Annotated in this window: 27 protein-coding genes; 10 read left to right on the forward strand and 17 right to left on the reverse strand. The window is 64.5% G+C overall.

Features of this window, described 5'->3' with window-relative positions; translation table 11 throughout:
• The first annotated feature begins 128 nt into the window (after nucleotides 1-128).
• Nucleotides 129-350: a hypothetical protein gene (locus D0Z70_RS10455; protein ID WP_119746088.1), complete on the forward strand. Its 222-nt coding sequence runs from the start codon at nucleotides 129-131 to the stop codon at nucleotides 348-350.
• A gap of 32 nt (nucleotides 351-382) precedes the next feature.
• Complete coding sequence (gene rarD, locus D0Z70_RS10460; protein ID WP_275402212.1) at nucleotides 383-1,249, forward strand: EamA family transporter RarD; 867 nt, start codon at nucleotides 383-385, stop codon at nucleotides 1,247-1,249.
• A gap of 89 nt (nucleotides 1,250-1,338) precedes the next feature.
• Here the strand turns inward: rarD and D0Z70_RS10465 are convergent, their stop codons facing one another.
• Nucleotides 1,339-2,670: a dihydroorotase gene (locus tag D0Z70_RS10465; RefSeq protein ID WP_119746417.1), complete on the reverse strand. Its 1,332-nt coding sequence runs from the start codon at nucleotides 2,668-2,670 to the stop codon at nucleotides 1,339-1,341.
• Between the two features lie 149 nt (nucleotides 2,671-2,819).
• Here D0Z70_RS10465 and ygfZ point away from each other — a divergent pair, with 149 nt between their 5' ends.
• Both ygfZ and D0Z70_RS10475 read left to right on the forward strand, forming a co-directional pair.
• Nucleotides 2,820-3,560, forward strand: a complete 741-nt coding sequence (gene ygfZ / locus D0Z70_RS10470) for a CAF17-like 4Fe-4S cluster assembly/insertion protein YgfZ (RefSeq protein WP_119746092.1) — start codon at nucleotides 2,820-2,822, stop codon at nucleotides 3,558-3,560.
• Nucleotides 3,557-4,303 (forward strand): glutaminyl-peptide cyclotransferase, encoded by a 747-nt coding sequence (locus D0Z70_RS10475; protein WP_119746094.1) that lies wholly within the window; start codon nucleotides 3,557-3,559, stop codon nucleotides 4,301-4,303. Before ygfZ ends, D0Z70_RS10475 begins: the two co-directional genes overlap by 4 nt.
• Before the next feature lie 2 nt (nucleotides 4,304-4,305).
• On the opposite strand, the gene D0Z70_RS10480 is transcribed toward D0Z70_RS10475, so the two are convergent.
• From D0Z70_RS10480 to coxB, 10 genes are all read right to left on the reverse strand, one after another.
• The gene (locus tag D0Z70_RS10480) at nucleotides 4,306-5,175 is read right to left on the reverse strand and encodes a class I SAM-dependent methyltransferase (protein WP_119746096.1); all 870 of its coding nucleotides are present in this window, start codon (nucleotides 5,173-5,175) and stop codon (nucleotides 4,306-4,308) included.
• 111 nt (nucleotides 5,176-5,286) lie between these two features.
• Entirely contained in the window at nucleotides 5,287-6,687 is a 1,401-nt protein-coding gene (gene thrC, locus D0Z70_RS10485) for a threonine synthase (RefSeq protein WP_119746098.1), read from the reverse strand.
• Nucleotides 6,688-6,731: 44 nt separating this feature from the next.
• A complete protein-coding gene (locus D0Z70_RS10490; RefSeq protein WP_119746100.1) occupies nucleotides 6,732-7,367 on the reverse strand; it encodes an SURF1 family protein in 636 nt (211 codons plus the stop codon).
• Nucleotides 7,364-7,762 (reverse strand): DUF983 domain-containing protein, encoded by a 399-nt coding sequence (locus D0Z70_RS10495; RefSeq protein ID WP_182913924.1) that lies wholly within the window; start codon nucleotides 7,760-7,762, stop codon nucleotides 7,364-7,366. Before D0Z70_RS10495 ends, D0Z70_RS10490 begins: the two co-directional genes overlap by 4 nt.
• Nucleotides 7,763-7,849: 87 nt before the next feature.
• Nucleotides 7,850-8,680 (reverse strand): cytochrome c oxidase subunit 3, encoded by an 831-nt coding sequence (locus tag D0Z70_RS10500; RefSeq protein WP_119746104.1) that lies wholly within the window; start codon nucleotides 8,678-8,680, stop codon nucleotides 7,850-7,852.
• Between the two features lie 44 nt (nucleotides 8,681-8,724).
• Nucleotides 8,725-9,300 (reverse strand): cytochrome c oxidase assembly protein, encoded by a 576-nt coding sequence (locus D0Z70_RS10505; protein WP_119746106.1) that lies wholly within the window; start codon nucleotides 9,298-9,300, stop codon nucleotides 8,725-8,727.
• Nucleotides 9,300-9,437, reverse strand: coding sequence for a hypothetical protein (locus tag D0Z70_RS24905; RefSeq protein WP_182913925.1), 138 nt, complete (start codon nucleotides 9,435-9,437; stop codon nucleotides 9,300-9,302). The genes D0Z70_RS10505 and D0Z70_RS24905 overlap by 1 nt, the downstream gene beginning before the upstream one ends.
• Nucleotides 9,434-10,342 (reverse strand): heme o synthase, encoded by a 909-nt coding sequence (locus D0Z70_RS10510; RefSeq protein ID WP_119746108.1) that lies wholly within the window; start codon nucleotides 10,340-10,342, stop codon nucleotides 9,434-9,436. Before D0Z70_RS10510 ends, D0Z70_RS24905 begins: the two co-directional genes overlap by 4 nt.
• Before the next feature lie 89 nt (nucleotides 10,343-10,431).
• The gene (gene ctaD, locus D0Z70_RS10515) at nucleotides 10,432-12,126 is read right to left on the reverse strand and encodes a cytochrome c oxidase subunit I (RefSeq protein ID WP_119746110.1); all 1,695 of its coding nucleotides are present in this window, start codon (nucleotides 12,124-12,126) and stop codon (nucleotides 10,432-10,434) included.
• A gap of 18 nt (nucleotides 12,127-12,144) precedes the next feature.
• Nucleotides 12,145-13,146: a cytochrome c oxidase subunit II gene (gene coxB / locus D0Z70_RS10520; protein WP_119746112.1), complete on the reverse strand. Its 1,002-nt coding sequence runs from the start codon at nucleotides 13,144-13,146 to the stop codon at nucleotides 12,145-12,147.
• A 283-nt stretch (nucleotides 13,147-13,429) separates the two neighbouring features.
• Between coxB and pyrE the strand changes: the two genes are divergently transcribed.
• From pyrE to D0Z70_RS10545, 5 genes are all read left to right on the forward strand, one after another.
• On the forward strand, nucleotides 13,430-14,011 hold the full coding sequence (gene pyrE / locus D0Z70_RS10525; protein WP_119746419.1) for an orotate phosphoribosyltransferase: 582 nt from the start codon (nucleotides 13,430-13,432) through the stop codon (nucleotides 14,009-14,011).
• 4 nt (nucleotides 14,012-14,015) lie between these two features.
• The gene (locus D0Z70_RS10530) at nucleotides 14,016-14,744 is read left to right on the forward strand and encodes a pyridoxine 5'-phosphate synthase (RefSeq protein ID WP_119746114.1); all 729 of its coding nucleotides are present in this window, start codon (nucleotides 14,016-14,018) and stop codon (nucleotides 14,742-14,744) included.
• Between the two features lie 160 nt (nucleotides 14,745-14,904).
• Nucleotides 14,905-15,306 carry a holo-ACP synthase gene (gene acpS / locus D0Z70_RS10535; RefSeq protein WP_119746116.1) on the forward strand — a complete coding sequence of 134 codons (402 nt, stop codon included), beginning with the start codon at nucleotides 14,905-14,907 and terminating at the stop codon, nucleotides 15,304-15,306.
• 35 nt (nucleotides 15,307-15,341) lie between these two features.
• The gene (lepB, locus tag D0Z70_RS10540) at nucleotides 15,342-16,214 is read left to right on the forward strand and encodes a signal peptidase I (protein WP_182913926.1); all 873 of its coding nucleotides are present in this window, start codon (nucleotides 15,342-15,344) and stop codon (nucleotides 16,212-16,214) included.
• 22 nt (nucleotides 16,215-16,236) lie between these two features.
• Nucleotides 16,237-17,319, forward strand: coding sequence for an AI-2E family transporter (locus D0Z70_RS10545; protein ID WP_119746120.1), 1,083 nt, complete (start codon nucleotides 16,237-16,239; stop codon nucleotides 17,317-17,319).
• Nucleotides 17,320-17,355: 36 nt separating this feature from the next.
• Here the strand turns inward: D0Z70_RS10545 and D0Z70_RS10550 are convergent, their stop codons facing one another.
• From D0Z70_RS10550 to D0Z70_RS10575, 6 genes are all read right to left on the reverse strand, one after another.
• On the reverse strand, nucleotides 17,356-18,705 hold the full coding sequence (locus tag D0Z70_RS10550) for a sensor histidine kinase (protein WP_182913936.1): 1,350 nt from the start codon (nucleotides 18,703-18,705) through the stop codon (nucleotides 17,356-17,358).
• A complete protein-coding gene (locus D0Z70_RS10555) occupies nucleotides 18,705-19,424 on the reverse strand; it encodes a response regulator (RefSeq protein ID WP_119746124.1) in 720 nt (239 codons plus the stop codon). The genes D0Z70_RS10550 and D0Z70_RS10555 overlap by 1 nt, the downstream gene beginning before the upstream one ends.
• A 132-nt stretch (nucleotides 19,425-19,556) precedes the next feature.
• Complete coding sequence (locus D0Z70_RS10560; protein ID WP_119746421.1) at nucleotides 19,557-20,216, reverse strand: EF-hand domain-containing protein; 660 nt, start codon at nucleotides 20,214-20,216, stop codon at nucleotides 19,557-19,559.
• 216 nt (nucleotides 20,217-20,432) lie between these two features.
• Nucleotides 20,433-21,650 (reverse strand): argininosuccinate synthase, encoded by a 1,218-nt coding sequence (locus D0Z70_RS10565; protein ID WP_119746127.1) that lies wholly within the window; start codon nucleotides 21,648-21,650, stop codon nucleotides 20,433-20,435.
• Between the two features lie 143 nt (nucleotides 21,651-21,793).
• Entirely contained in the window at nucleotides 21,794-22,723 is a 930-nt protein-coding gene (locus D0Z70_RS10570; RefSeq protein ID WP_239018873.1) for a hypothetical protein, read from the reverse strand.
• Between the two features lie 144 nt (nucleotides 22,724-22,867).
• Entirely contained in the window at nucleotides 22,868-23,059 is a 192-nt protein-coding gene (locus D0Z70_RS10575) for a DUF4169 family protein (protein WP_119746131.1), read from the reverse strand.
• 96 nt (nucleotides 23,060-23,155) lie between these two features.
• Here D0Z70_RS10575 and D0Z70_RS10580 point away from each other — a divergent pair, with 96 nt between their 5' ends.
• Nucleotides 23,156-24,145: a LacI family DNA-binding transcriptional regulator gene (locus D0Z70_RS10580; protein WP_119746423.1), complete on the forward strand. Its 990-nt coding sequence runs from the start codon at nucleotides 23,156-23,158 to the stop codon at nucleotides 24,143-24,145.
• Nucleotides 24,146-24,151 lie beyond the last annotated feature (6 nt).

Here is a 24,151-nt window from a genome sequence, read left to right on the forward strand (position 1 = left end):
GGCTTGCCCAGACAGTGCGGTTCCATCTTTGCCCACTGGGCGTCGGTCAATACAAAACGTTCCATCCGGAGTGTGAATCACATCTCACTCCAAATGGGAATCCTAAATCCCCACAAGCCTTAGGCTGGATGCTAAATATATTATCCGGCTTTATCGGCCTTGTCACCCTGGTCCTGATGATCCCAGCCTTCATTCCGTTGCTGGGCGCACTGAACTGGCTGCTGGTGCCCATGGCGCTGTTCGGCGCGGTGATCGGCATGATCTCTTCGCGCAATGGCGGGCGCAATTTCTGCCTGATCGTCGCGGCGTTCGGGGCGTTGCGGCTGTTCCTGGGCGGGGGGATTTTCTGAGCCCGACGCATAATCATGCGCGCAATGGCCTGATCGCTGCGATTGTCGCCTATACCGCCTGGGGGCTGCTCCCGCTCTTCTTTCGGCTGGTCCATCATGTCGATCCGATCGAGATCGTCACCCAGCGGGTCTTGTGGTCGCTGCTGCTGATCGTCACGCTGCTGGCGGCGCGACGGGGCTTGGCCCCGCTGATGACGGCGTTGCGCGAACGGCGGTTGATCGTGCCGCTGGCCGCTTCGGCGCTGATGATCGCGATCAACTGGCTGACCTATGTCTGGGCGGTCAATGAAGGGCATGTCATCGCTACGAGCCTTGGCTATTTCCTCAACCCGCTGGTCAATGTCGCGCTGGGCGTGCTGGTGTTGAAGGAAAAGCTGCGGCGGCCGCAAATGCTGGCGATCGGCGTGGCGGCGGTAGGTGTTGCCATATTGGCGGCGGCGGCGCTGACGACGTTGTGGATCAGCCTGACGCTGGCGATCAGCTTTGCTTTCTATGGCCTGTTGCGCAAAATCACACCCGTCGCGCCGATGACGGGCCTGGGAGTCGAAACGCTGCTGCTGACGCCGCCAGCCATTGCTTACCTGATCTGGGAAGCGGGCCATGGCGGGGTGAGTTTCGGGCAGGATGCCGGGACGACGGCGCTGCTGGTGATTTCCGGCGCGGTGACAACTGTGCCGCTGGTGCTGTTCGCCATGGCGGCGCAACGGCTGCCCATGGCGACGCTGGGCATATTGCAATATCTGGCCCCGATGCTGCAATTTTTCTGCGGCGTCGTGCTGCTCGGTGAGACATTGAGCCAGGGCCAGATGCTGAGCTTTGGCCTCATTTGGATCGCCCTGATCCTGTTTGCGACCGATGGCGTGCGCATGGCCCGGCGGAACCGGGTGGCGACGGTTTAGTCAAACTCCGTTCGTTTCGAGCGTGTCGAGAAACGTTGGTGCAGTGTTTGCGTTTCTCGACACGCTCGAAACGAACGGGCTTTGGTGTTTTACGCGAACTCGGTCGCCTCGAAGCGCACCGCTTCGCCGACAGCGTCATTGGCCAGCGCATCTTCCCACATCACGCGATGGCCGCGGATGATGGTGCCGATCGCCTTGCCGGTCAGTTCCATCCCCTCGAACGGGGACCAGTTGCAGCGGGAGGCAAGCCAGTCGCTGCCCACGGTCCAGCGTTTTTTTAGGTCCACCACGGTGAAGTCGGCGTCATAGCCAAGCGCGATCCGCCCCTTGCCGACCAACCCGAATACGCGCTGCGGGCCGGACGAGGTCAGTTCGATGAAGCGGCGCAGCGTCAGCCGCCCCTCCGCCACATGGTTGAGCAGCAGCGGCACCAGCGTCTGGACGCCGGGCATCCCGCTGGGGCTGGTGGGATAGGGCTTGGCCTTTTCCTCGATCGTGTGGGGGGCGTGATCGCTGCCCAGCACGTCAGGTACGCCCTGATTGAGCCAGTGCCACAGCCCGTCGCGGTGCGCGCCCGACCGGATCGGTGGGTTCATCTGCGCATAGGTGCCAAGGCGCGGATAGGCCTCCTCCCCCGCCAGCGTCAGATGCTGGGGCGTCACCTCGCAGGTCGCGATATCCTTGTTCTGGCCGATATAGGCGAGTTCGGCGGGCGTGGTGATGTGCAATATGTGGATGCGGCGGCGCGCGGCGCGGGCCAGGCCGATGATGCGTTTGGTGGCGATCATCGCGCTTTCATCGTCACGCCAGACCGGGTGCGACGACGGGTCGCCGGCCAGCGCATGGCCCTTGCGCGCGTTCATCCGCGTCTCATCCTCGGCATGGATGGCGACGCGGCGGGTGCCGCTGGCCAGCACGCGGGCGAGCGCATTGTCATCATCGACCAGCAGGCTGCCGGTCGACGCGCCCATGAAAATCTTGACCCCTGCGGTGCCGGGGATGCGTTCCAGATCGCGCAGATGCTCCGCGTTGTCCGCCGTCGCGCCGACATAGAAGGCATGGTCGCACCACATGCGGTGGTGGGCGCGCTTGAGCTTGTCATGCACCCGCTCGGCCGTGTCGGTGTTGGGATTGGTGTTGGGCATTTCAAACACGGCGGTGATGCCGCCCAGCACCGCGGCGCGGCTGCCCGATTCGAGATCTTCCTTATGCTCCAGCCCCGGCTCGCGAAAATGGACCTGGCTGTCGATGCAGCCGGGCAGCACGTCGAGGCCGGTGCAGTCGATGGTTTCGCCTGCGTCGCCAAGGCCCGTGCCGATCGCAACGATCCTGCCGCCGCGCACGCCGACATCGGCCTGCTCCGCGCCGCCCGGCGTGTGGATGGTGCCGTTCTTCAGGATCAGGTCGAAAGTTTCGGACATGGTGCGCTCCGTGAAAAACCGTTCGCCCTGAGCGAAGTCGAAGGGCCATGCCGAACGCAGTGAGGCCTTCACGATGTTCAGGCAAGGGCTTCGACTTCGCTCAGCCCGAACGGGTTGGTAATTGGGTGCATCTGTCCTACCTAAAGCCGATGACCGGCACCACCCTCACCGACCGCGCGATCCTCAGAATTTCAGGCGAGGAGGCGCGGCCCTTTCTGCAAGGCCTGCTGACGCGCGATGTTTTGACGCTGGCACCCGGTGCGCCGCGCTGGACCGCGCTGCTGACCGCACAGGGGAAAGCGCTGTTCGACATGATCCTTTGGGCCGATGGCGACGACGTGCTGATCGACTGTGAGGCGGCGCAAGCCGATGCGCTGGCGAAGCGGCTGACGCTGTATCGGTTGCGGCGGAAGGTCGTGATTGCGCGCGATGAGTCGCTGGCGGTGCATTGGGCGCTGGAGGCGGCGGACAGGCCGCACGATCCGCGCCTGCCCGCTCTGGGGCATCGCTGGATTGCTGCGCCGGGGGATGGCGACGCGGCAGCGACGTTTCGCGCGCATCGGCTGGCGCTTGGCGTATTCGAGGGGGCAGGCGAGTTGGGGCAGGACCAGACGCTGTGGCTGGAAACCAATGCCGGGGAATTGAACGGGGTCGATTATGACAAGGGCTGCTATGTCGGGCAGGAAAATACCGCGCGGATGCATTATCGCGCCAAGGTGAACCGGCGGCTGGTCGCGGTGCCGCTCCGCCAAGCCGACGAGAAAAGGCAGCGGGCGGCATTGCCGGACATGGGATTGTCGATCGAGCTGCGGCGGGTGGAAACGCTCGATCCCGCTACCCTGCCCGACTGGCTGGCGGCGGCGGTTGCGGCGCAGGCCGCGGCGGAATGAAGCGGCTGCTGCTCACGCTATTGGGCGCGCTGGCCTTCGCCACCCCGGCATTCGCCGACACCCCTTGGACGCTGCTCAAAACCTACCCGCATGATCCCGCCGCCTTTACCGAGGGGCTCTTTTTCCATGACGGCGCGCTGTATGAAAGCACCGGACTGGAGGGGCAGTCGGACATTCGCAAGGTGCGGCTGAAGGATGGCAAGGTGATCCAGCGGCGCGTGCTGGAGCCGCGCTATTTTGGCGAGGGGATCGTCAATTGGGGTGACCGGCTGATCAGTCTGACCTGGCGCCATGGGCAGGGTTTCGTCTGGAAGCTGGCCGATTTCGCGCCGGTCGGGGATTTTCGCTATGCGGGCGAAGGCTGGGGGCTGACGCAGGACGGGCGACATATCATCCAGAGCGATGGCAGCGCGCAGTTGCGCTTCCTTGATCCTGAAAGCCTCGCCGAGCAACGCCGCATCACCGTGACGTGGAACGGGCGCGCGGTCGAGCGGCTCAACGAACTGGAATGGGTGCGCGGCGAAATCTGGGCCAATATCTGGTATGAGACGAAGATCGCACGGATCGATCCCGCGACCGGCGCAGTGATCGACTGGATCGATGTTGCGCGGCTGATGAAGGCCGCCGGGGTGCGCGATAGCGAGGCGGTGGCGAACGGCATTGCCTATGACGCGGCGAAGGACCGGGTCTTTATCACGGGCAAATATTGGCCGAAGCTGTTTGAGATACGGGTGGGGAAGTAGGCTTACCGCTTCCAGCGCGCCCAGATGGCGGTGGGGAGCAACAGCCCGCGCGCTTCTTCCCGCACCGCCAGTTCGCCCACTTCAACCTCGCCGGGCAGGTCGGCAAAGGCCTGTCGCAGCAGTTCTCCGATAGCGAGGGCCGACATGCGCACGGCGTAGACGGTCAGGAACAGAAAACGGCTGTCGGCGTCGAGCAACTGGCGGCAATTGGCGATGAGCGCGGGGAGATCTTCCTCCAGCCGCCAGACTTCGCCGTCGGGACCGCGGCCATATTTGGGCGGATCGAGCAATATGCCGTCATAGCGGCGGTTGCGCCGGACTTCGCGAGCGACGAATTTCGCCGCATCCTCGACGATCCAGCGCACGGGCCGGTCCGCCATGCCCGACAGGTCAGCGTTCGCACGGGCCTGCGCGACCGACTTTTTCGAGGCATCGACATGGACCATGCGCGCACCGCTGGCCGACATGGCGAGCGTGCCGACCCCGGTATAGCCAAACAGGTTCATGACTTCGGCGTCGGCTTTGTCGGCGGTGCGTTCGCGCATCCAGTCCCACACCGGGGCCATGTCCGGGAAGAAGCCCAGATGACGGAAGGGGGTGCAGCTCGACTGGAAGGTCACGTCCTTCCATGTGAGCGGCCAGCCCTCGGCAGGCACCGGCTTTTCATAGAACCAGCGGCCCCCGCCCTCCTCATCCGAGCCGGGGACGAATTCGCCGTCCGCTTTCCAGCTTTCGGTCGCGGGCGCCCACATCGCCTGCGGTTCGGGGCGGATGAAGCGGAAGCGGCCATAGCGCTCCAGCTTGCGACCATGGCCCGAATCGATCAGGCCATAATCGGCCCAGGGTTCGCCGATGAGGGTTTGAAGGATCATAGCAACTCTCCGTTCGGGCTGAGCGAAGTCGAAGCCCCCGCCTGAGCGACAGCGAAGGCCTCACTACGTTCGGCCGAGCCCTTCGACAGGCTCAGGGCGAACGGGAAATATTTAAGCGCGCGGCGTCGCGCGTTCGGCGACATAGGCGGTCACTGCCTCGAACGTGCCGGGCAGCTTCACATAGCTTTCCTCGCGCGCGAACAGGTCGCCCACACGCGCGGGGAGCGGCGGGCGGGTGCCAGTGGCGCGCTCGACCGCGTCGCGGAACTTGGCGGCGTGGGCGGTGGCCAGCGTGACGACCGGGATCGACGGGTCGAGATCGGTCGCCTGCGCCGCGGCCAGGCCGATGGCGCTGTGCGGGTCGATGATCTGGCCCGCCGCATCATAGGCCCAGCGCATCGCCATTGTCATGCCGTCGGCATCGATCCGGGCGGAGGTGAACAGCCCTGCCGCGCCCTCGCGCTGCGCATTGGTCAGGCGCATCGCGCGGGTCGCTTCAAAGCCGCCCATCTGCGCGGCCAGCGCCAGCCCATCACGCCCGCCCGCGTCGAACAGCAGCCGTTCGAAATTGGAGCTGACCTGGATGTCCATGCTGGGGGTCGCAGTCGGCACGACCTGACCCTGGCTATAATCGCCCTGCGACAGCGCGCGGTGGAGGATGTCGTTGACGTTGGTGGCGACGATCAGTTTCGCGACCGGCAGGCCCATTTTCGCCGCGACATAGCCAGCGAACACATCGCCGAAATTGCCGGTGGGTACGGAAAAAGCGACCGGACGTTCGGGCGCGCCCAGGCGCACGGCGGCGTAGAAATAATAGACGACCTGCGCCATCAACCGCGCCCAGTTGATCGAGTTGACGGCGGACAGGTTGAAGCGACGCTTGAAATCGGCGTCGTTGAACATCCGTTTCACCATCGCCTGCGCATCATCGAAGCTGCCCTCGATCGCGATATTATGGACGTTGGGCGCGCGCACCGTGGTCATCTGCCGCCGCTGCACGTCGGACACGCGGCCTTCGGGATGGAGCATGAAAATGTCGATCTTCTCACGCCCCGCCACCGCGTCGATCGCCGCAGAGCCGGTGTCGCCCGACGTCGCGCCAACGATAGTCAGGTGATCGTCGCGCCGCGACAGGAAGCGCTCGAACAACTGGCCGAGCAATTGAAGCGCGACATCCTTGAACGCCAGCGTAGGCCCATGGAAAAGTTCGAGCAGCCAGTTGCGATGGTCAAGCTGGACCAAAGGCACGACCGCCTGATGGCTGAAACGGCCATAGGCGGCCTGGCACAATTCGCGCAGTTCAGCCTCATCGAGCGATCCGGCGACGAACGGGGCCATGACCCGGACGGCGGTTTCGACATAGGAGAGGCCGGACAGGGCGCGAATGTCGTCGGGCGAGAAGGACGGCCAGCTTTCCGGCACATATAGCCCGCCATCGGACGCGAGGCCCGCCAGCGTGACATCCTCAAAACCGAGCGCCGGTGCGCTACCCCTGGTGCTGACATATTGCATGATGGGGAAGCGCGGTAGCGATGCGCGCGCTTGTGGGCAAGCTTTTAGGGCGATTTGGGCGCGTTGCGGCGGCGCAAGGCGAGAATATAGATGATCGCGGCAACAATCGCGAAGAAGAACCACTGCACCGCATAGGCGAGATGATTGTTGGGGACGTCGGCGGCGCTGGGCGGGGCTGAGGGTTTGAGGCCCGCAGGTGCCGTCCGCGCGATCAGCATCGGGCGGAGCGGCATCGCCTTGCCGCCGATGCGGGTCAGCAGCGCGCGATGGTCGGGTTCCTCGCTGATCCAGCCTGCGACCTGCCCGCCGGTCCAGGCGATCTTGGCGTCTGGGCGTTCCGTGACGCCGAGGGCGATAAGCGCGCCTGGCCCCTCCGCCCCGGTGGCGCATTGGGCGATGTGGCGATAGCCGGTCGAACCATCGGCGGCGCGCCCTGCCTCGACCTGCCAGCCGACAACGCGCAGGCATTGAACCGACGAGGGACGGAAGAGTATTTCGGGCGACACCGGCGGCAATTGGGGGAAGGCGACCGGGGGGCGGGCCGGGTTGCTGGCGGCGAGTTGCAGCGCCTGCGCCTTTTCTGCGCGGCGCTGGAACTGCCAGATGCCAAGGCCGATCATGACCAGCACGGCGGCCACGACGATGATGGTCGGGATGACGGGGATGCGCGGCTTGCTCATGCGTCGGGGCCTTTGGCAACGATGCGGCCTTCGCGCGCGCGGTTGCGATATTCCAGCGTCAGCAGCGCTCCCTTGGCAACCCGCAGGCTGGCGACCACGGCGATCGTGGTGAGCGGGGTCCAGAGCAGGATGTGCACCCAGAGCGGCGGGTGGAGATTGAGCTCCAGCGCCAGCGCCAGCACCACCATCAACGTACCCACAATCAGCGTCAGGAAGGCAGCGGGGCCGTCGCCGACATTGAACTGGACATAGTCGAGACCGCAGGCGCGACAGCTGGGTGCGAATCGGACCGGGCCGTCGAACAGGGTCGCCGCGCCGCATTTGGGGCAGGCACCACGCGCGGCATCGACCAGAAGCGGTGCGGCAGGGCGGACGGGTTCAACGGGGGTTATCATGGGGCTGGCATAGCGGGCGGCGGCCCAAAAGAAAACGGCCGGGGACAAGCCCGGCCGTTATTCATAGTGTCAGCGATCGCCGGGCGATCAGCCGCCGTGGATCGGCGCGCCCCAGCCACCCCAGACATAGATGGCGACGAAGAGGAACAGCCACACCACGTCGACGAAATGCCAGTACCAGGCAGCGGCTTCAAAGCCGAAATGCTGGCGCGGGGTGAAGTGGCCCTTATAGGCACGGACCAGATTGACGATCAGGAAGATCGTGCCGACCAGAACGTGGAAACCGTGGAAGCCGGTCGCCATGTAGAAGGCCGAGCTATAGGGGTTGCCGCCGAAATCGAACGGGGCATGGGCATATTCATAGGCCTGCACGCAGGAGAAGATCGCGCCCAGGATGATGGTGCACCACAGACCCTTGATCAGGCCGTCCCGGTCGCCATGGATCAGCGCATGGTGCGCCCAGGTGACGGTGGTGCCGGAGCAGAGCAGGATCAGCGTGTTGAGCAGGGGCAGCTCAAAGGCGTTCATGACTTCCACGCCCTTCGACGGGAACAGGCCGTCGATCGGGGGCAGCGCGCTGGGGAACAGCGAGAAGTCGAAAAAGGCCCAGAACCAGCCAACGAAGAACATCACTTCCGATGCGATGAATAGGATCATGCCGTAGCGCAGGTGCAGCTGGACCACCGGGGTGTGATCGCCGGCATGGGCTTCGGCCACGACATTGGCCCACCAGCTGTAGAAGGTGAACAATACGCCGGCCAGGCCGAGCAGGAACACCCAGCCGCCGCCAGCGGGCAGCGCGTCGGGGTGCATCCACATGATCCCGCCAAAGGCCATGACCAGCGCCGACATGGCGCCAAACAAGGGCCAGATGCTGGGCGGGAGAATATGATAATCGTGATTCTTGGCGCCTGCCATGACTGCTCTTCCCTGTTCGCTTGTCCGTGTTCTTAACTCGTGCCTTAGCTTGGCTTCTTGTCCTGCTCAACAGGGTAGAAGGTATAGCTCAAGGTAATTTGCTGCGTATCCTTGTTATCCGGGTCTTTCAGGATCCTGGGATCGACGAAATAGAGGACGGGCATCCGCACCTCCTGTCCCGGTTGCAAGGTCTGCTGGGTGAAGCAGAAGCATTGAATCTTGGTGAAATAGGCACCCGCCTGGCTGGGGGTGACGTTGAAGCTGGCGGTGCCGGTGACCGGCTTGTCCGACATGTTCTTCGCGATGAAGATTGCCATGTCCTTGCTGCCCACGGTCACCGTATCAGTGCGATGTTCGGGGTAGAATTGCCAGGGCATTCCCGGCTGGACATTGGAATCGAAACGGATCGACATGGTGTGGCCCGCCGCTTCGCGCACCTGCACATTGGCGTCGGCGCGCATGGTGGTGCCGCCAAAGCCGGTCTGTTCGCAGAAGATACGATAGAGCGGGACCGAGGCAAAGCCGAGCGCCAGCATCGACAGGCCGACGCCCGCCATGGCGATCATCGTGCGGCGGTTGCGCCGGTCGCGGTCGAACGGAGAAGGCGGCAGCGTCGCCATCAGATCGCGCTGCTCCCGCCGATCTTCGCCAGGGTGATGGCATAGAACAGAATCACCAGCGCCGCCAGAATGAGGCCCGTCACCAGTGCGCGCGACTTTTGCCGGGCGCGGATCAGCTTTTCTTCGTCCGGGGTCATGCGAGTAGCCAGCGGTCGACGACCACTGCTCCAAAGAGGAGGAAAAGATAGAGGATCGAATATTTGAACAGACGCCGCTCCGGTCCCATCCGCGCCGGATCGCTTTCGCGACGGCGATAGACCTGGAAGGCAAAGACGGCGAACAGCAATGTGCCAAGCAACGCCACGGTGCCATAGAGCAGGCCGGTGAGGCGCAACAGCACCGGGGCCATCGCCGCAACCGCCATGATCGCCGTGTAGAACCAGATCTGGCGACGGGTCGCCACTTCGCCCGAAACGACCGGCAACATCGGGATGCCCGCGGCGGCATAATCGGTTTTGACGAACAGGGCGAGCGCCCAGAAATGGGGTGGCGTCCAGAAGAAAATCAGCATGAACAATGCAACCGGCAGTGCGGTTACGTCCCCGGTCACTGCCGCCCAGCCGATGACCGGTGGAAAGGCACCGGCCGCGCCGCCGATGACGATATTCTGCGCCGTGCGGGGCTTGAGCCAGATGGTATAGACGAACACGTAGAACAGGATCGAGACGGCAAGCACGACCGCCGCCAGCCAGTTGGTCGCCATGCCCATCAGGATGACAGAGAAGAAGGAGAGGCCAACGCCAAAGTGCAGCGCCGATGTGCGGTCCATACGTCCGGCGGGCAGCGGACGGTTGGCGGTGCGCTTCATCTTGGCGTCGATATCCGCCTCATACCATTGGTTGAGCGTGGCCGCCGCGCCTGCGCCCAGCGCAATGCACAGGATGGCAGTGAAGGCCAGCACCGGGTGGATATGGCCGGGGGCCGCCAGCAGACCGCACAAGCCGGTAAACACCACCAAAGTCATGACGCGCGGCTTGGTCAGCGCGAGGAAGTCGCGCCAGTGGGCCGTGATCGGAGCGGTGGTCAGCATAGCGGTCGTCATATCGGTTCCTGCCCCACCAGTCGGGGGCATATAGCATGAGGGGGCGGGCTTGGCACCCGCCCCCTCGATCATGTCAGTATGTCCGATAATCAGTGATGCGCGGCATCGTCGATCACGGGCAGGGTTTCAAACTGGTGGAAGGGCGGCGGGCTGGACAGGGTCCATTCCAGCGTGGTCGCGCCTTCGCCCCAGGGATTGCCAGCGGCCTTCTTGCCAGCCGCCAGCGACCAGAACACGTTGATGAAGAAGATCACCATGCCGACAGCCATGATTTCATAGCCATGGGTCGCAACCTGGTTCCACTTTTCAAAGGCGGCGGGATAGTCGGGGTAACGACGCGGCATACCCGACAGGCCCAGAAAGTGCATCGGGAAGAACAGCAGGTTCACGCCGACGAAAAACACCCAGAAATGCAGCTGGCCGAGGAATTCATTATACATGCGCCCCGACATTTTCGGGAACCAGTAATAGAAGCCCGCGAACAGCGAGAACACCGCACCCAGCGAGAGGACGTAGTGGAAGTGCGCGACGACATAATAGGTGTCGTGCAGCACGTCATCGACGCCGCCATTGGCCAGCACGACGCCGGTGACGCCGCCCACGGTGAACAGGAAGATGAAGCCCAGCGCCCAGACCATCGGAGTCTTGTAGCTGATCGAACCGCCCCAGATGGTCGCGATCCACGAGAAGATCTTGATGCCGGTCGGCACCGCGATGACCATGGTGGCGGCGGTGAAATACATCTTCACATTCACCGACATGCCGGTGGTGAACATATGGTGCGCCCAGACGACGAAGCCGACGATGCCGATCGCGACCATGGCGTAAGCCATGCCGAGATAGCCGAACACGGGCTTTTTCGAGAAGGTCGAGATGATCTGGCTGACGATACCGAAGCCGGGCAGGATCATGATATAGACTTCGGGGTGACCGAAGAACCAGAAGAGATGCTGGTAGAGTTCAGGATCGCCGCCACCGGCTGCGTCATAGAAGGTGGTGCCGAAGTTGCGGTCGGTCAGCAGCATGGTGATCGCCGCGGCCAGAACCGGCAGCGCCAGCAGCAGCAGGAAGGCGGTAACCAGCACCGACCAGACGAACAGCGGCATCTTGTGCAGGGTCATGCCCGGCGCGCGCATGTTGAGGATGGTGGTGATGAAGTTGACCGCACCCAGGATCGAGCCAGCGCCCGCAATGTGCAGCGACAGGATCGCCATATCGACCGCCGGGCCAGCCGAACCGCTGGTCGAGAGCGGGGCATAGACGGTCCAGCCAGTGCCGGCGCCATAGCCGGTGCCGCCGGGCACGAAGGCCGAGCCGAGCAGCAGCGCGAAGGCGGGGATGAGTAGCCAGAAGCTGATATTGTTCATGCGCGGGAAGGCCATGTCCGGCGCGCCGATCATGATCGGCACGAACCAGTTGCCAAAGCCGCCGATGATGGCGGGCATCACCATGAAGAACACCATGATCAGGCCGTGCGCGGTGATCAGCGCATTCCACAGGTGATAGGCCTGGTCGAGGCTGGCAGGCTCAGCGCCCAGCAGCGAATGCTGGATATTGGCCCAGCCCTGGAGATACTGGATGCCCGGCTGCGCCAGTTCGACGCGCATCAGGCCGGAAATCGCCCCGCCCACGACGCCCGCGAAAATCGCGAAGATCAGGTAGAGGGTGCCGATGTCCTTATGATTGGTGGACATGAACCAGCGCTGGAAAAAGGCTGGCTTGTGATCGGCATCGTGATGATCATGGGCGTGGTCGCCATGATGATCTGCGGTAATGGTGGTCATGGCGGTTCTGCCCTTACATCAAAGCTTGGCGTCAGCGGCGGGCGCGGCGGCGGCAACGGCAGGGGCCGCGCCAGCGGGCTTGCCGCCCTGCGAGAGTACCCACTGGTCGAACTGCGCAGGCGGCAGTGCCTCGATCGCGATCGGCATGAAGCCGTGGCGCGCGCCGCACAGTTCCGAACACTGGCCGTAATAGACGCCCGGCTCAAGGATGGTGAAGCTCTTTTCATTCAGGCGGCCGGGAACGGCGTCCATCTTGACCCAGAGCGAAGGCACCGCGAAGCTGTGAATGACGTCGGCGGCGGTGATGATCAGCTTGATCGGGCGACCGGCGGGCAGGACCAGACGGTTGTCGGCGGCCAGCTGATGCGGTTCGCCGCTGGCCTTGGCCTGTTCCTCGGTCAGCATGTTCGACACGAATTCGGGGATGCCCGCATCGGGATATTCATAACCCCAATACCATTGATAGCCGGTGACCTTGACGGTCAGCGCATCCTTGGGCGCGGGCTTATACTGGTCGGCCAGCAGGCCGATCGATGGCACCGCGACGACCAGAAGGATCAGCACCGGCAGCACCGTCCACACCACTTCGATGAAGGTGTTGTGCGACGTCTTGGACGGGATCGGGTTCGCGCTCGCCCGGAAACGCCACATGGCATAGAGCATCAGGGCAAGGACGAGGATGGAGATCGCGAAGATCAGCGGCAGCAGCATCTTGTCATGCAGCCAGCGGGCGGTGTGGCCGGTGGACGTGAACTGCTCCTGCAGCGTGACTTCGCCCGGCTTTGGCATACCAATGCCTTCGGTCGGCTTCATGCGCGGCGGCGCGGCGACCTTGGCCACGGGCGCAGCCTCGGCGGCCGGTGCGGCGGCGTTGGCAGCCGAATCAGCCGGAGCGGCGGCATTGTCCGCAGCTGGCGCGGCGACGGCGACATTGTCCTGCGCCAGCGCCTGACCGTTCATCGCGATCGATGGCGCGAAGGCCAGCAATCCGGCGAGAACGAGCGATTTCACCTTGTTCATAGCGTATTCTTACCCCGTAACCCCTTGGCGCCGCTGCAACGAAGACGCGCGTCTGCGCATCGCCCCCGCCCGGTCGGTTCTGCCGCGGCTTATAGGCATGGTTTTTTCATGCCTCAAGCTTCCATGACCAGATTTTCTTCGCTGTTGCAACGTCCCCTTTGGCCGCCTATTTCGCAGCAGCGCGCACAGGGGCGCGATCATGGCGCGTCGCGTGCGTCATGTTTACAGGGATATGATGGGGGGCAGAGCGCCCGCATGGCCCGCGACAGGATAGATGAACGGCATGAGCGACGAAGAGGTTTTGGCGGAATTCCGGGCAGCAGGTGCATTGCTGGAAGGACATTTCATATTGTCGTCGGGTCGCCGCAGCGCCAATTATCTGCAATGCGCCCGCGTGCTGATGAATGCCGAGCGCGCCGGGACACTCGCCCGCGCGATGGTGCAGAAACTGCCGCGCGAATTGCGGCAGGAGATTGACCTGGTGGTTTCGCCAGCCATGGGCGGGCTGATCGTCGGGCATGAAGTCGGCCGCGCGCTGGGCAAGGACGCCGTGTTTCTGGAACGGCCCGAAGGGACGTTCGAGCTGCGCCGGGGCTTTGCCATATCGCCGGGACAGAAAGTGCTGATGGTCGAGGATGTCGTGACCACCGGCCTGTCATCGCGCCAGGCGATCGAGGCAGTGACGGCAGAAGGCGGCATCGTCATCGCCGAAGCCGCGCTGGTCGACCGGTCGGCGGGCGAGGTGGAGCTGGGCGTCCCCTTCTATCCGCTCGTGTCGATCAATTTCCCGGTCTATGAAGCCGATGCGGTGCCGCCTGAGCTGGCGGCGATCCCGGCGATCAAGCCGGGCAGCCGGAAGATATAGAGCCATGACCACGCCCCTGCGCCTTGGCGTCAATATCGACCATGTGGCGACCATCCGCAACGCGCGGGGCGGGGATCATCCCGATCCGGTCAAGGCGGCGTTGCTGGCGGTGAAGGCGGGGGCGGACGGAATCACCGCGCATCTGCGCGAGGACCGGCGGCATATTCGCGACGAGGATGTCGCCACGCTGATGGCGGCGCTGAACGTCCCGCTCAATCTGGAAATGGCAGCAACGGCGGAGATGCTGGACATCGCGCTGCGCTACAAGCCCCACGCCGCCTGCATCGTGCCGGAAAAGCGCGAGGAGCGCACGACCGAGGGCGGGCTGGACGCGGCGGGACAGTTTGAGACGCTGAGGCCCATTGTGCAGGCATTGGGTGACGCCGGGATTCGCGTCAGCCTCTTCATCGAGGCGGACGCGCGCCAGATCGACGCGGCGATTCGGCTGGGCGCGCCGGTGGTGGAATTTCATACCGGTGCCTATGCCCATCTGCATGGCGAGGCGCGCGCGGCGGAACTGCGCAAGCTGGCCGATGCCGCTGCACTGGCGGCGAAAAACGGGATCGAGCCTCATGCCGGCCACGGCCTGACCTTCGACAATGTCGCGCCGATCGCCGCCATCCCGCAGGTCGCCGAACTCAATATCGGCCATTTCCTGATCGGTGAGGCGATCTTCGGCGGGCTTGAAGGCAGTATCAGAGAGATGCGGCGGCAGATGGATCTGGCGCGGTGAGCCAAGATATCGATCGCGGCGATTCTTCACCCCTCCCCTTCAGGGGAGGGGACGGGGGTGGGGGCCATCGTCTTGGCACCGCGTCTGCGGCACGCCCCCACCCCAACCCTTCAAACGAGGCACGTGACTCGTTTGAACCTGAAGGGGAGGGGCTTTCAAGGTGATCATCGGCCTCGGCTCCGACCTCTGCAATATCGAGCGTATCCAGAATTCGCTCGATCGCTTCGGCGCGCGGTTTGAGAGCCGTGTGTTCACCGATGTCGAGCAGGCCAGGGCCAATCGCCGCCCCTTTACCAAGGCGGGGACGCTGGCCAAGCGGTTTGCCGCCAAGGAGGCTTTTTCCAAGGCGGTCGGGACCGGGTTCAAGCGCGGCGTGTTTATGAAGGATATTGGCGTGGTCAACGCGCCGTCGGGCGCGCCGACGTTGGCCCTGACCGGCGGTGCGCTGGCGCGGCTGGAAACCATGGTGCCTGCGGGCCACAAGCCGGTCATTCATCTGACGCTCACCGACGATCATCCATGGGCGCAGGCCTTCGTCATCATAGAGGCGGTGCCGCTGTGAGCGCCCTGCCCCCCGACCCCAGCGAGCAGACTCCTATGACCGCAGCCGACCTGAGCGACGAGACGCCTGCCCTCGAAACGAAAACGCCCGCGCCGTGGGTCAATTGGTGGCAGGAGGTCAAAAGCCTGTCGCTGCTGATCCTGGCGGTGCTGGCCTTTCACAGTTTCGTCGCCAAGCCCTTTTACATCCCGTCCGAATCGATGATGCCGGTGCTGCTGACCGGTGACCGGCTGGTGGTCAGCAAATTCCCCTACGGCTGGTCCTATGTCTCGCCCAGCTTCCATCCCCTGCCTTTCCTGAAAGGACGGCTGTTCGGGCGGCTGCCGGAACGGGGCGATATCGTCATCGTGTCGCCGCAGAACCGGCGCGAGGATTATATCAAGCGGGTGATCGGTCTGCCCGGTGACATTATCGAGGTGCGCGGCGGTCAGGTGGTGCTGAACGGCGTAGCGGTGAAGCAGAAGCCATTGAAGCCGCTGCGCCTGCCCGTGGATGCCAATGCGCCCTGTTCGCCGATGCAGTTCCCCGGTGCGCGGGTCAGTGGCGTGGACGGCAAGGACTATTGCGAATTGCCGGTGCGGCAGGAAATCCTGCCCAATGGCAAGACGTACCTGACGATCGACATGGGGCCGAGCGCGCTCGACTGGTATGGACCGGTCAGGGTGCCTGCCAACCATGTGTTCCTGATGGGCGACAATCGCGACAATAGCGCCGACAGCCGCGCGCCGCTGGAGGAAAATGGGCTTGGCGGGCCGGTGCCGTGGGAAGCGATTGGCGGGCGGGCCGAGTTCATCACCTTCAGCCTGGATGGTGATACGACATGGAATCCGCTCAGCTGGGTCCGGTCGCTGCGCAGCGACCGCGCCGGGAACAGCCTGCGGCCAGCGAGCGTTACTGCCCCGGAATAAACGGATATAAGGGGTATCGGGTTTGAGCGACACGCAAGATCATGTCGAGGAACCCGGTCCCAGCGAAGTGCGCAGCCCGCTGGTGGCCCAGGAGTTGCAGCGCGCAGGCGTTTGGTTCGCGCTGGCCATCGTCATCGGGCTGATCGCGTTATTGGCGCAGCCGATCCTGCTGGTGCTGGGCGCGCTGGTGCTGGCGACGATGATGGATGGCGGGGCGCGGCTGTTGAAGCGCGTGCTGCCGATCGCGCGGGGCTGGCGACTGACGATCGTGCTGCTCAGCGCCGTCGCCTTCATGGTGTGGACCTTCTACCTTACCGGATCGAGCCTGATGGAGCAGGCGCAGGCGATGCGGACCATCGTGGAAACACAGGTCGCGCGCGTGGGCGGCTGGATGCAGCAGATGGGCGTGTCCACCACGCCGGAGGATCTGAAAAGCCTCGCCAGCCAGGCAATGAGTTCGATGGGGCGGGTGACTGCAGCGGTCGGCACCGCGGTCGGCGCGATCACCAGCGGGGTGATGATGCTGGTGCTGGCGATCTTCATCGCGGTCGATCCCAAACTCTATGAACGCGGCGTCGCCTGGATGCTGCCGATGGAAAAGCGCAGCCATTTCTACGCCATCGCCGACAAGATGGGCTGGACGCTGCGGCGGCTGATGGCCGGGCGGCTGATCGGCATGGCCGTCGAAGGGGTCGGCACCTGGCTGCTGCTCTGGACGGGCGGGGTGCCGATGGCAGGGCTGCTGGGCCTGTTGACCGGCCTGTTCGCCTTCCTGCCCAATATCGGGTCGATCCTTTCGGGCGTGCTGATCATTCTGGTCGGCTTTTCGGGCGGCACCGACACCGGCCTCTATGCCTTTGGCGTCTATCTGGCGGTGCAGATTGTAGATGGCTATCTGATCGTGCCGATGGTGGCGAAAAAGGCCACCGATCTCGCCCCAGCGCTGGTGCTGGCGGCGCAGATATTGTTCGGCGCACTGTTCGGCATCATGGGGCTGTTTCTGGCCGACCCGATCGTCGCGATGATCAAGGTGTATCTGGAGGAACGGTCCAAACGGCTGGAAGAGAAACGCGCGGCGCGAGTGGCGGAGCAGCTGGGGGTTTGAGGGTTTGCCGCAGTCGGCATGAATTACCCCGTCGACTCAGCCCGGCAGCACCAGACTCGCTTCCAGTCCGCCGCCCGGTCGGTTGGCCAGCCGCAACGTCCCCTGATGCTCCGCCATGATCGCACGCACCAGCGCCAGCCCCAGCCCGGCCCCGCCAGTCTCCCGGTTGCGCGAGCCTTCCAGCCGGGTGAAGGGTTCGAGCATTTCGTCCATCCGGTCCTCGGCAATGCCCGGCCCTTCATCGGCCACAATGATGCGGATCATGCCGCCTTCGCGATTGACCGACACATGGGCGCGATCGCCATAGACGATGGCGTTTTCGATGATGTTGCGCAGCGCGCGGCGGATCTGCTGGGGGCGGACGAAGGCGACGGCGCGGTCACTGTCGGTCATGTCGACCGGCGATCCCAGTTCGATGAAATCCTCCACCACCGCGTCGGCCAGAGAAGCGAGATCGACCTTCTGCGCGGCTTCGGTGCTGCGTCCGGCGCGGGCGAGCGAGAGGATATCCTCCAGCATCCGGTTCATTTCATCGATGGTTTCGGACATACGCGCCCGTTCGCCATCATCCTCGACCGATTCGGCCCGGACCCTCAGCGATGCGAGCGGCGTGCGCAGGTCATGGCCGATCGCGCCGAGCATCCGGTCTTTCTCATCAAGCATCGCGATGATGCGCGATCGCATGGCGTTGAATGCCATGGTGAGGTCGCGCACATCGCCGGGACCGCGTTCGTCCACGGGGTCGGCAGAGCCGGTGCGGGCAAATTGCTGGGCGGAGCCGGTGAGCTGCTTCAACGGTCGCGCGAGGCGACTTCCGACCCAGAGCAGGGGCAGCAGGACGATGACGTAGAGGATGAGCGTCTGGCCGACCAGCCAGCCGCCAAAGCGCTGTGGCCGGTCGCCGGTCCGCGCCTGCGTCACCACCCATTTGCCCGGTTCATATTCCGCCGCCAGCGTCAGCCGGGCAACGCGATGGTCGTGCGGGCGTTCGCCATTGGCGCGGATGCGGATGCGCTCCCAGCGGCGCATGGGCATGACGCTATCATCCTGCACCACGCGGACGCTCAATATGTTGAGGCCAATATCCCCGAACATCGCCATGGCGCGCTTTTCGATATCGGGGCGCGCCTGTCCTTTCAGCGTCGGTGTGCCTTGGACGAAGCGGGCGCGCATCCGTGGCGGGACCGGACGATCGGGCCGGTTGTCGAGCGCATCGATGACGCGATAGACGGCAGGGGCCGTCTGGCCCGTCAGTTCCAGCTGGGTCCGTTCGCGATAGAGCAGCGCGAAATTGATCGCCTGCGCCACGAACAGCGCCAGCGCGACGAGCAGGATGATCTGCCCGACCAGGCTTTGCGGCCATAGGCGCAACCGCTTCCACGCCATCACAATTTGCGCACTTCCGCCGATAATGTGTAGCCGCCGCCCCAGACGGTCTTGATCAGCGTCGGGTTTTTGGGGTCCGGCTCGATCTTCTTGCGCAGGCGGCTGATCTGGTTGTCGATCGCCCGGTCGAACGCATTGGCTTCGCGCCCCTGGGTGATGTCGAGCAACTGGTCGCGGCTCAGCACGCTGTTGGGGCGGGTCGCAAAGGCCAGCATCAGATTATATTCGGCAGTGGACAGCGGCAGCGACACGCCCTCACTGTCCACCAGCGTGCGCTCCTGCGTCTTGAGCAGCCATCCGGCAAAGCTGTAATTGGCGCCATCGGGCGCGGTCACGCGCTGGCCGCCCGTGGCGACGCGGCGGAAGATCACCTTGATCCGGGCGACCAGTTCGCGGGGCGAAAAGGGTTTGAGGACATAATCGTCCGCGCCCATCTCCAGCCCGACGATGCGGTCGGTTTCCTCGGTGCGGGCGGTGAGCAGGATGACCGGGATTTCGCTGGTTTCGCGGATATAGCGGCAGAGCGACAGGCCGTCCTCGCCCGGCATCATGATGTCCAGGATCACCAGGTCGATCGCATTGGCGTTCAGGCGAATGCGCGCCTCCGCCGCGCTATCGACGGCGGTGACGCGAAAGCCGTTGCGGGACAGATATTGCGCCAGCGGCTCGCGGATCGAACGCTCGTCATCGACGAGCAGGAGATGGGGTTTTTCGCTCATTGCGCCTGTCTGTCATGGCTGAACAAAGGTTGGAAGGGCGAAGGCAGGGGGAACCTCCGCCCTTCCGGGCTATTCGCGGTCCGGTTCAGGGACATCAGGGGGAATGCCGGGCCGGACCGCGAAAGGGAGTATTTAGCCTGCGGGCGGTGGGGGTGCCTTACGGTCCTTCCACGCGCCGCGCATCGCCTGACGGGCTGCCTTCATTTCCTCGGCGGTGACCTTGCCATCCTTGTTGGCGTCGGCCTTGTCGAACATGGCGATCGGCCCGGCCATGAACTCGGCCCTGGTGACGGTGCCATCCTTGTTGGCGTCACCGCGCCCGCCCATCATCATACCACCCATGCCGGGACCGCGATGATGGCCACGACCGGTCCATTTGCGGCCTTCGGGGCCACCAGGCTTGCCGGCTTCGGCACGGCGCTCGGCGCGCTTGTCGGCGCGGGCTTCATGCGCCGCGGTAAATTCCGCCTTGCTGACCTGGCCATTCTTGTCAGCGTCCAGCGCGGCGAAGCGGGTGTCGAGCCGCTGAGCGCGCTTCGCGTCGCGATCGGCCTGGGTCAGCTTGCCGTCCTTGTCGACGTCCATCCTGGCAAAGCGCGCTTCCAGCCCGGCGGTCAGTTCCGCCTTGCTGATCGCGCCATCCTTGTTCGTGTCCGCCATGGCCATCATGCCGCCGCGACCGCCACGACCCGGCCCCTCACCGCCCGGCTGGGCAAAAGCGAGATGCGAGGCAGCAAGGCCGCCGACAAACAACGAACCAAGGGCCACGGTGCCAAAAAATTTACCGAGCATGTCCTGTACCTTCCAAATGACTGCCATGAACGGCGCGTCGCCGTCCTTGACATCACTTATGGGCAAGACTTGTCCCGCAACTATGTCAGCGCAACAGGCAAACTGTCGCAATTTGTAACGGCGCGATCCGTCTTGCCAGCGAAGGCTGGCATCTCACTGTCTTGCAACGCTGAAAGAAAAGGGAGACCCCAGCGTTCGCTGGGGTGACGGGGTGCGTTACCGATCCCGCCGACCCAGCAGGCGCAGGCGCAGCGCGTTGAGCTTGATGAAGCCCGCCGCGTCGCGCTGGTCATAGGCGCCTGCGTCATCCTCGAACGTCACGACCTTTTCGCTGTAGAGCGAGTAAGGCGACTTGCGACCCACGACATAGACACCGCCCTTGTAGAGCTTGAGCCGGACGGTCCCGGTGACCTTTTCCTGGCTATGGTCGATCGCCGCCTGCAACATCTCGCGCTCTGGGCTGAACCAGAAGCCGTTATAGATGAGTTCGGCGTAGCGCGGGGCCAGTTCGTCCTTCAGATGCGCCGCGCCGCGATCCAGCGTCACCTGCTCGATACCGCGATGGGCCAGGTGATAGATGGTGCCGCCCGGCGTTTCATACATGCCGCGCGACTTCATGCCGACGAAGCGGTTTTCAACGAGGTCGAGACGGCCAATGCCATGCTTGCGGCCATAATCGTTGAGCGTTTCCAGCAACGTCGCGGGCGACATGGCGACGCCATTGATGGCCACGCCATCGCCACGCTCGAAATCGATCGTGATATATTCGGGCGCGTCGGGCGCGTCCTCCGGGTTCACCGTGCGCGAATAGACATAGTCGGGGACTTCATCCCACGGATCTTCCAGCACTTTGCCTTCGGACGAGGTATGCAGCATGTTCGCGTCGGTCGAAAAGGGGCTTTCGCCGCGCTTGTCCTTGGCGATGGGAATCTGATTCTGCTCGGCAAATTCGATCAGGCGGGTGCGGCTGGTCAGATCCCATTCGCGCCACGGCGCGATCACCTTGATGTCGGGCGACAGGGCGTAATAGCCCAGTTCGAAGCGGACCTGATCATTGCCTTTGCCGGTCGCGCCGTGGCTGACCGCGTCAGCGCCCACCATCTTGGCAATCTCGATCTGGCGCTTGGCGATCAGCGGCCGGGCGATCGAGGTGCCGAGCAGATAGAGGCCTTCATAGAGCGCATTGCTGCGCATCATCGGGAACACATAATCGCGCACAAATTCCTCGCGCAGGTCGTCGATGAAGATATGCTCTTCCTTGACGCCCATCAACCGCGCCTTGGCCCGTGCTGGTTCCAGTTCCTCGCCCTGCCCCAGATCGGCGGTGAAGGTCACCACTTCGCACTGGTATGTCTGTTGCAGCCATTTCAGGATCACGCTGGTGTCGAGGCCACCGGAAAAGGCAAGGACGATGCGGTTGATCTTGTCTGACATGGCTAGCGACTCTTCTGTGCAGTGATGGCGCGGATGATGCGCGCGGCGCGTATCAGCCAGTGTGCAAAAGTGCAACCGGACAGGCGAAAAGGGACCGGAAGCGCTGTGCTTCCGGTCCCTTTTCCCAATGTCGTCAGGATTGATTAGTGGGTGCGCGGTCTCAGAACACGGGTGCGCGCGCCGTCATTGTCAAAGCGATAAACGGTCTGGCTGCGGTCGATCGCCGGGGTGGGCGCGGAGACCGGCTGAGCCTGCTGGGGCGCTGGCGGCGCGGCGACCGCCTGACGCTCGGCCAGCAGGAACTTGGCCCGGCGCACCCGCTTGGCGTGGGTTAGGAAGGGGTTTTCCGGGCTGGGCGGCGCGGCGACCATGGCCGCGATCGTGCGCTCCTCGTCCGTCACTGGCGCAGCAGGCGTGTAAACGGAGCGGGGCGCAACGGGCGCCGGAGCGGGTTCGACCGGCATCGGCTCGGCGACCGGCGCAACCATTTGCTCCTCCTCGACCGTTTCGACCGGGCGACGACGACGCATCAGCGCGGCACCACCCAGGCCTGCGAGCAGCAACGCGGCGCCGCCCATGGCGAAGAGCAGGGCATTGTCGGTGCGTGCGGCTTGCTGTTCCACTACCGGCGCGGATGGCGTTGCGGCAACCGGTTCCGGCGCGATCACAGGGGCTACCGGCGCCGGGGTTGCAGCAGGCGGTGCTACAGAAGGAGCGGCTTGGGCGACGGCGACCGGCGCGACTGGCGCAGCGACCCGTTCCACGGGGCTCGATGCGGCGCGGCGCGGCGCAGGCGCAGGCTTAGCGGCGGCCTCGGCTTCAGCGGCTGCAATCGCTGCGGCGCGACGTTCCTCGACCGATGGCGTGGCCTGTACGACCGGCGCGCTGGTCGCGAAGTTGGGCGTCGCCGGGGTCGCGGCGACTGGCGCGGCTACAGCCTCCGGCGGTGCGGCGACCGTTGGGGCGACCGGCGGCGGCGCGAGTTCCTGCGCCAGCAAAGGGGTTGCACTGAGGGCCAGAACAGCGGCGATCGCGGCCCTGGCGGGGCGAATGGAGCGTGTATGTTCAGTCATAGCGAAAGATGAACCCGCGACATCTTCGATTGACCGCAGACCGACTCTCGCTTTCGGGATGGATGGTGGCGGATCAGCGGCAGAATGATTGGCCTGAACAACCGTTCATCTTCACCTGAACGTCAGATTTACAAAATAATACTATCAGTCGTCTAAGCCGCGGCCTTCACGATAGGCGCCGTCCAGCAAGGCATCCTTCCGCGCCTGATCCTTGTCGTCCGCGATCCGCTCCGCCTTCGTCCGGCCGAATTTCGCGCGATTGCCCTCCGCCGCGCGCGCCTTGTCATCGCGCGCCTTCGCCTTGCGCGCCTGGCGCAGATTGACGACATTGCTCATGTCCCGGCTGTTCCTTCCCCATTGCGCCGCATATCGCATCATAGGGGCGGCGATCATGGCTTGCCAAGCGCGGCCTGTCCCTTCCATGACACGCTTATGACCAGCATCCACGACGTCGCCGCCCTGGCCCAGGTTTCGATCAAGACAGTATCGCGCGTCGTCAACAACGCCCCCAATGTCAGCCCGGACCTGCGCGCGCGGGTGCAGGCGGCGATCGATCAGCTGGGCTATCGCCCCAACCAGTCGGCGCGGCGACTGGCCGGGGGGCGGTCCTTCATGATCGCCTATCTCTACAGCAATCCCGCGCCCGGCTATACCAGCGGCATCCAGTCGGGCGCGGCGGCGCGCTGCCGGGAACTGGGCTATCATTTGGTGGTGGAGCCGATCTCACCGGGCGGCGAGGAGCGGTTCGATGTGCTCGATCGGCTGGTCGCGGCGCTGCGGCCCGACGGCGTGCTGCTTGTGCCGCCTTTATCGGACGATGAAGCGCTGTTGGCGCGGCTGGCGGAACTGCGCCTGCCCTGTGCGCGGATCGCAGGATCCGTGGTGGCGGCCAGCTTCAACATCCACACCCCCGAACGCGCCGCCGGGCGGATGGTCGCCGACCATCTGATCGCGCACGGCCACCGCCGGATCGGCATCATCACCCCCCCGCCCTCGCACCGCGCGGCACTGCGCCGGGTCGAGGGATTTCGCGACGGCCTGACCGCCGCGGCTATTCCGATCGACGAAGCGCTGTTCGTGCCGGGCGGATTCGATTTCACATCGGGCATCACTGCTGGCGAAACGCTGCTGGCCCTGCCCCAGCCACCGAGCGCCATCTTTGCGACCAATGACGACATGGCGCTGGGCGTCCTGACCCATGCCCACCGCATCGGCCTGCGCGTGCCGGAGGATCTGTCCGTAGTCGGCTTCGACGACACCCCTGCGAGTCTCACCAGCTGGCCACCGCTCACCACAGTCCGCCAGCCGCTGGAGGATATGGGCCGATCCGTCATCGACGCGCTCGCCAACGGCCCGCTCGACGCGCCGGAATTTCTGTTCACGCTGGTGGAACGGGGCAGCTGCGGGCCTGGGCCGGGTTGAACTGCG

Source organism: Sphingobium terrigena, assembly GCF_003591655.1.
Lineage (GTDB): Bacteria > Pseudomonadota > Alphaproteobacteria > Sphingomonadales > Sphingomonadaceae > Sphingobium > Sphingobium terrigena.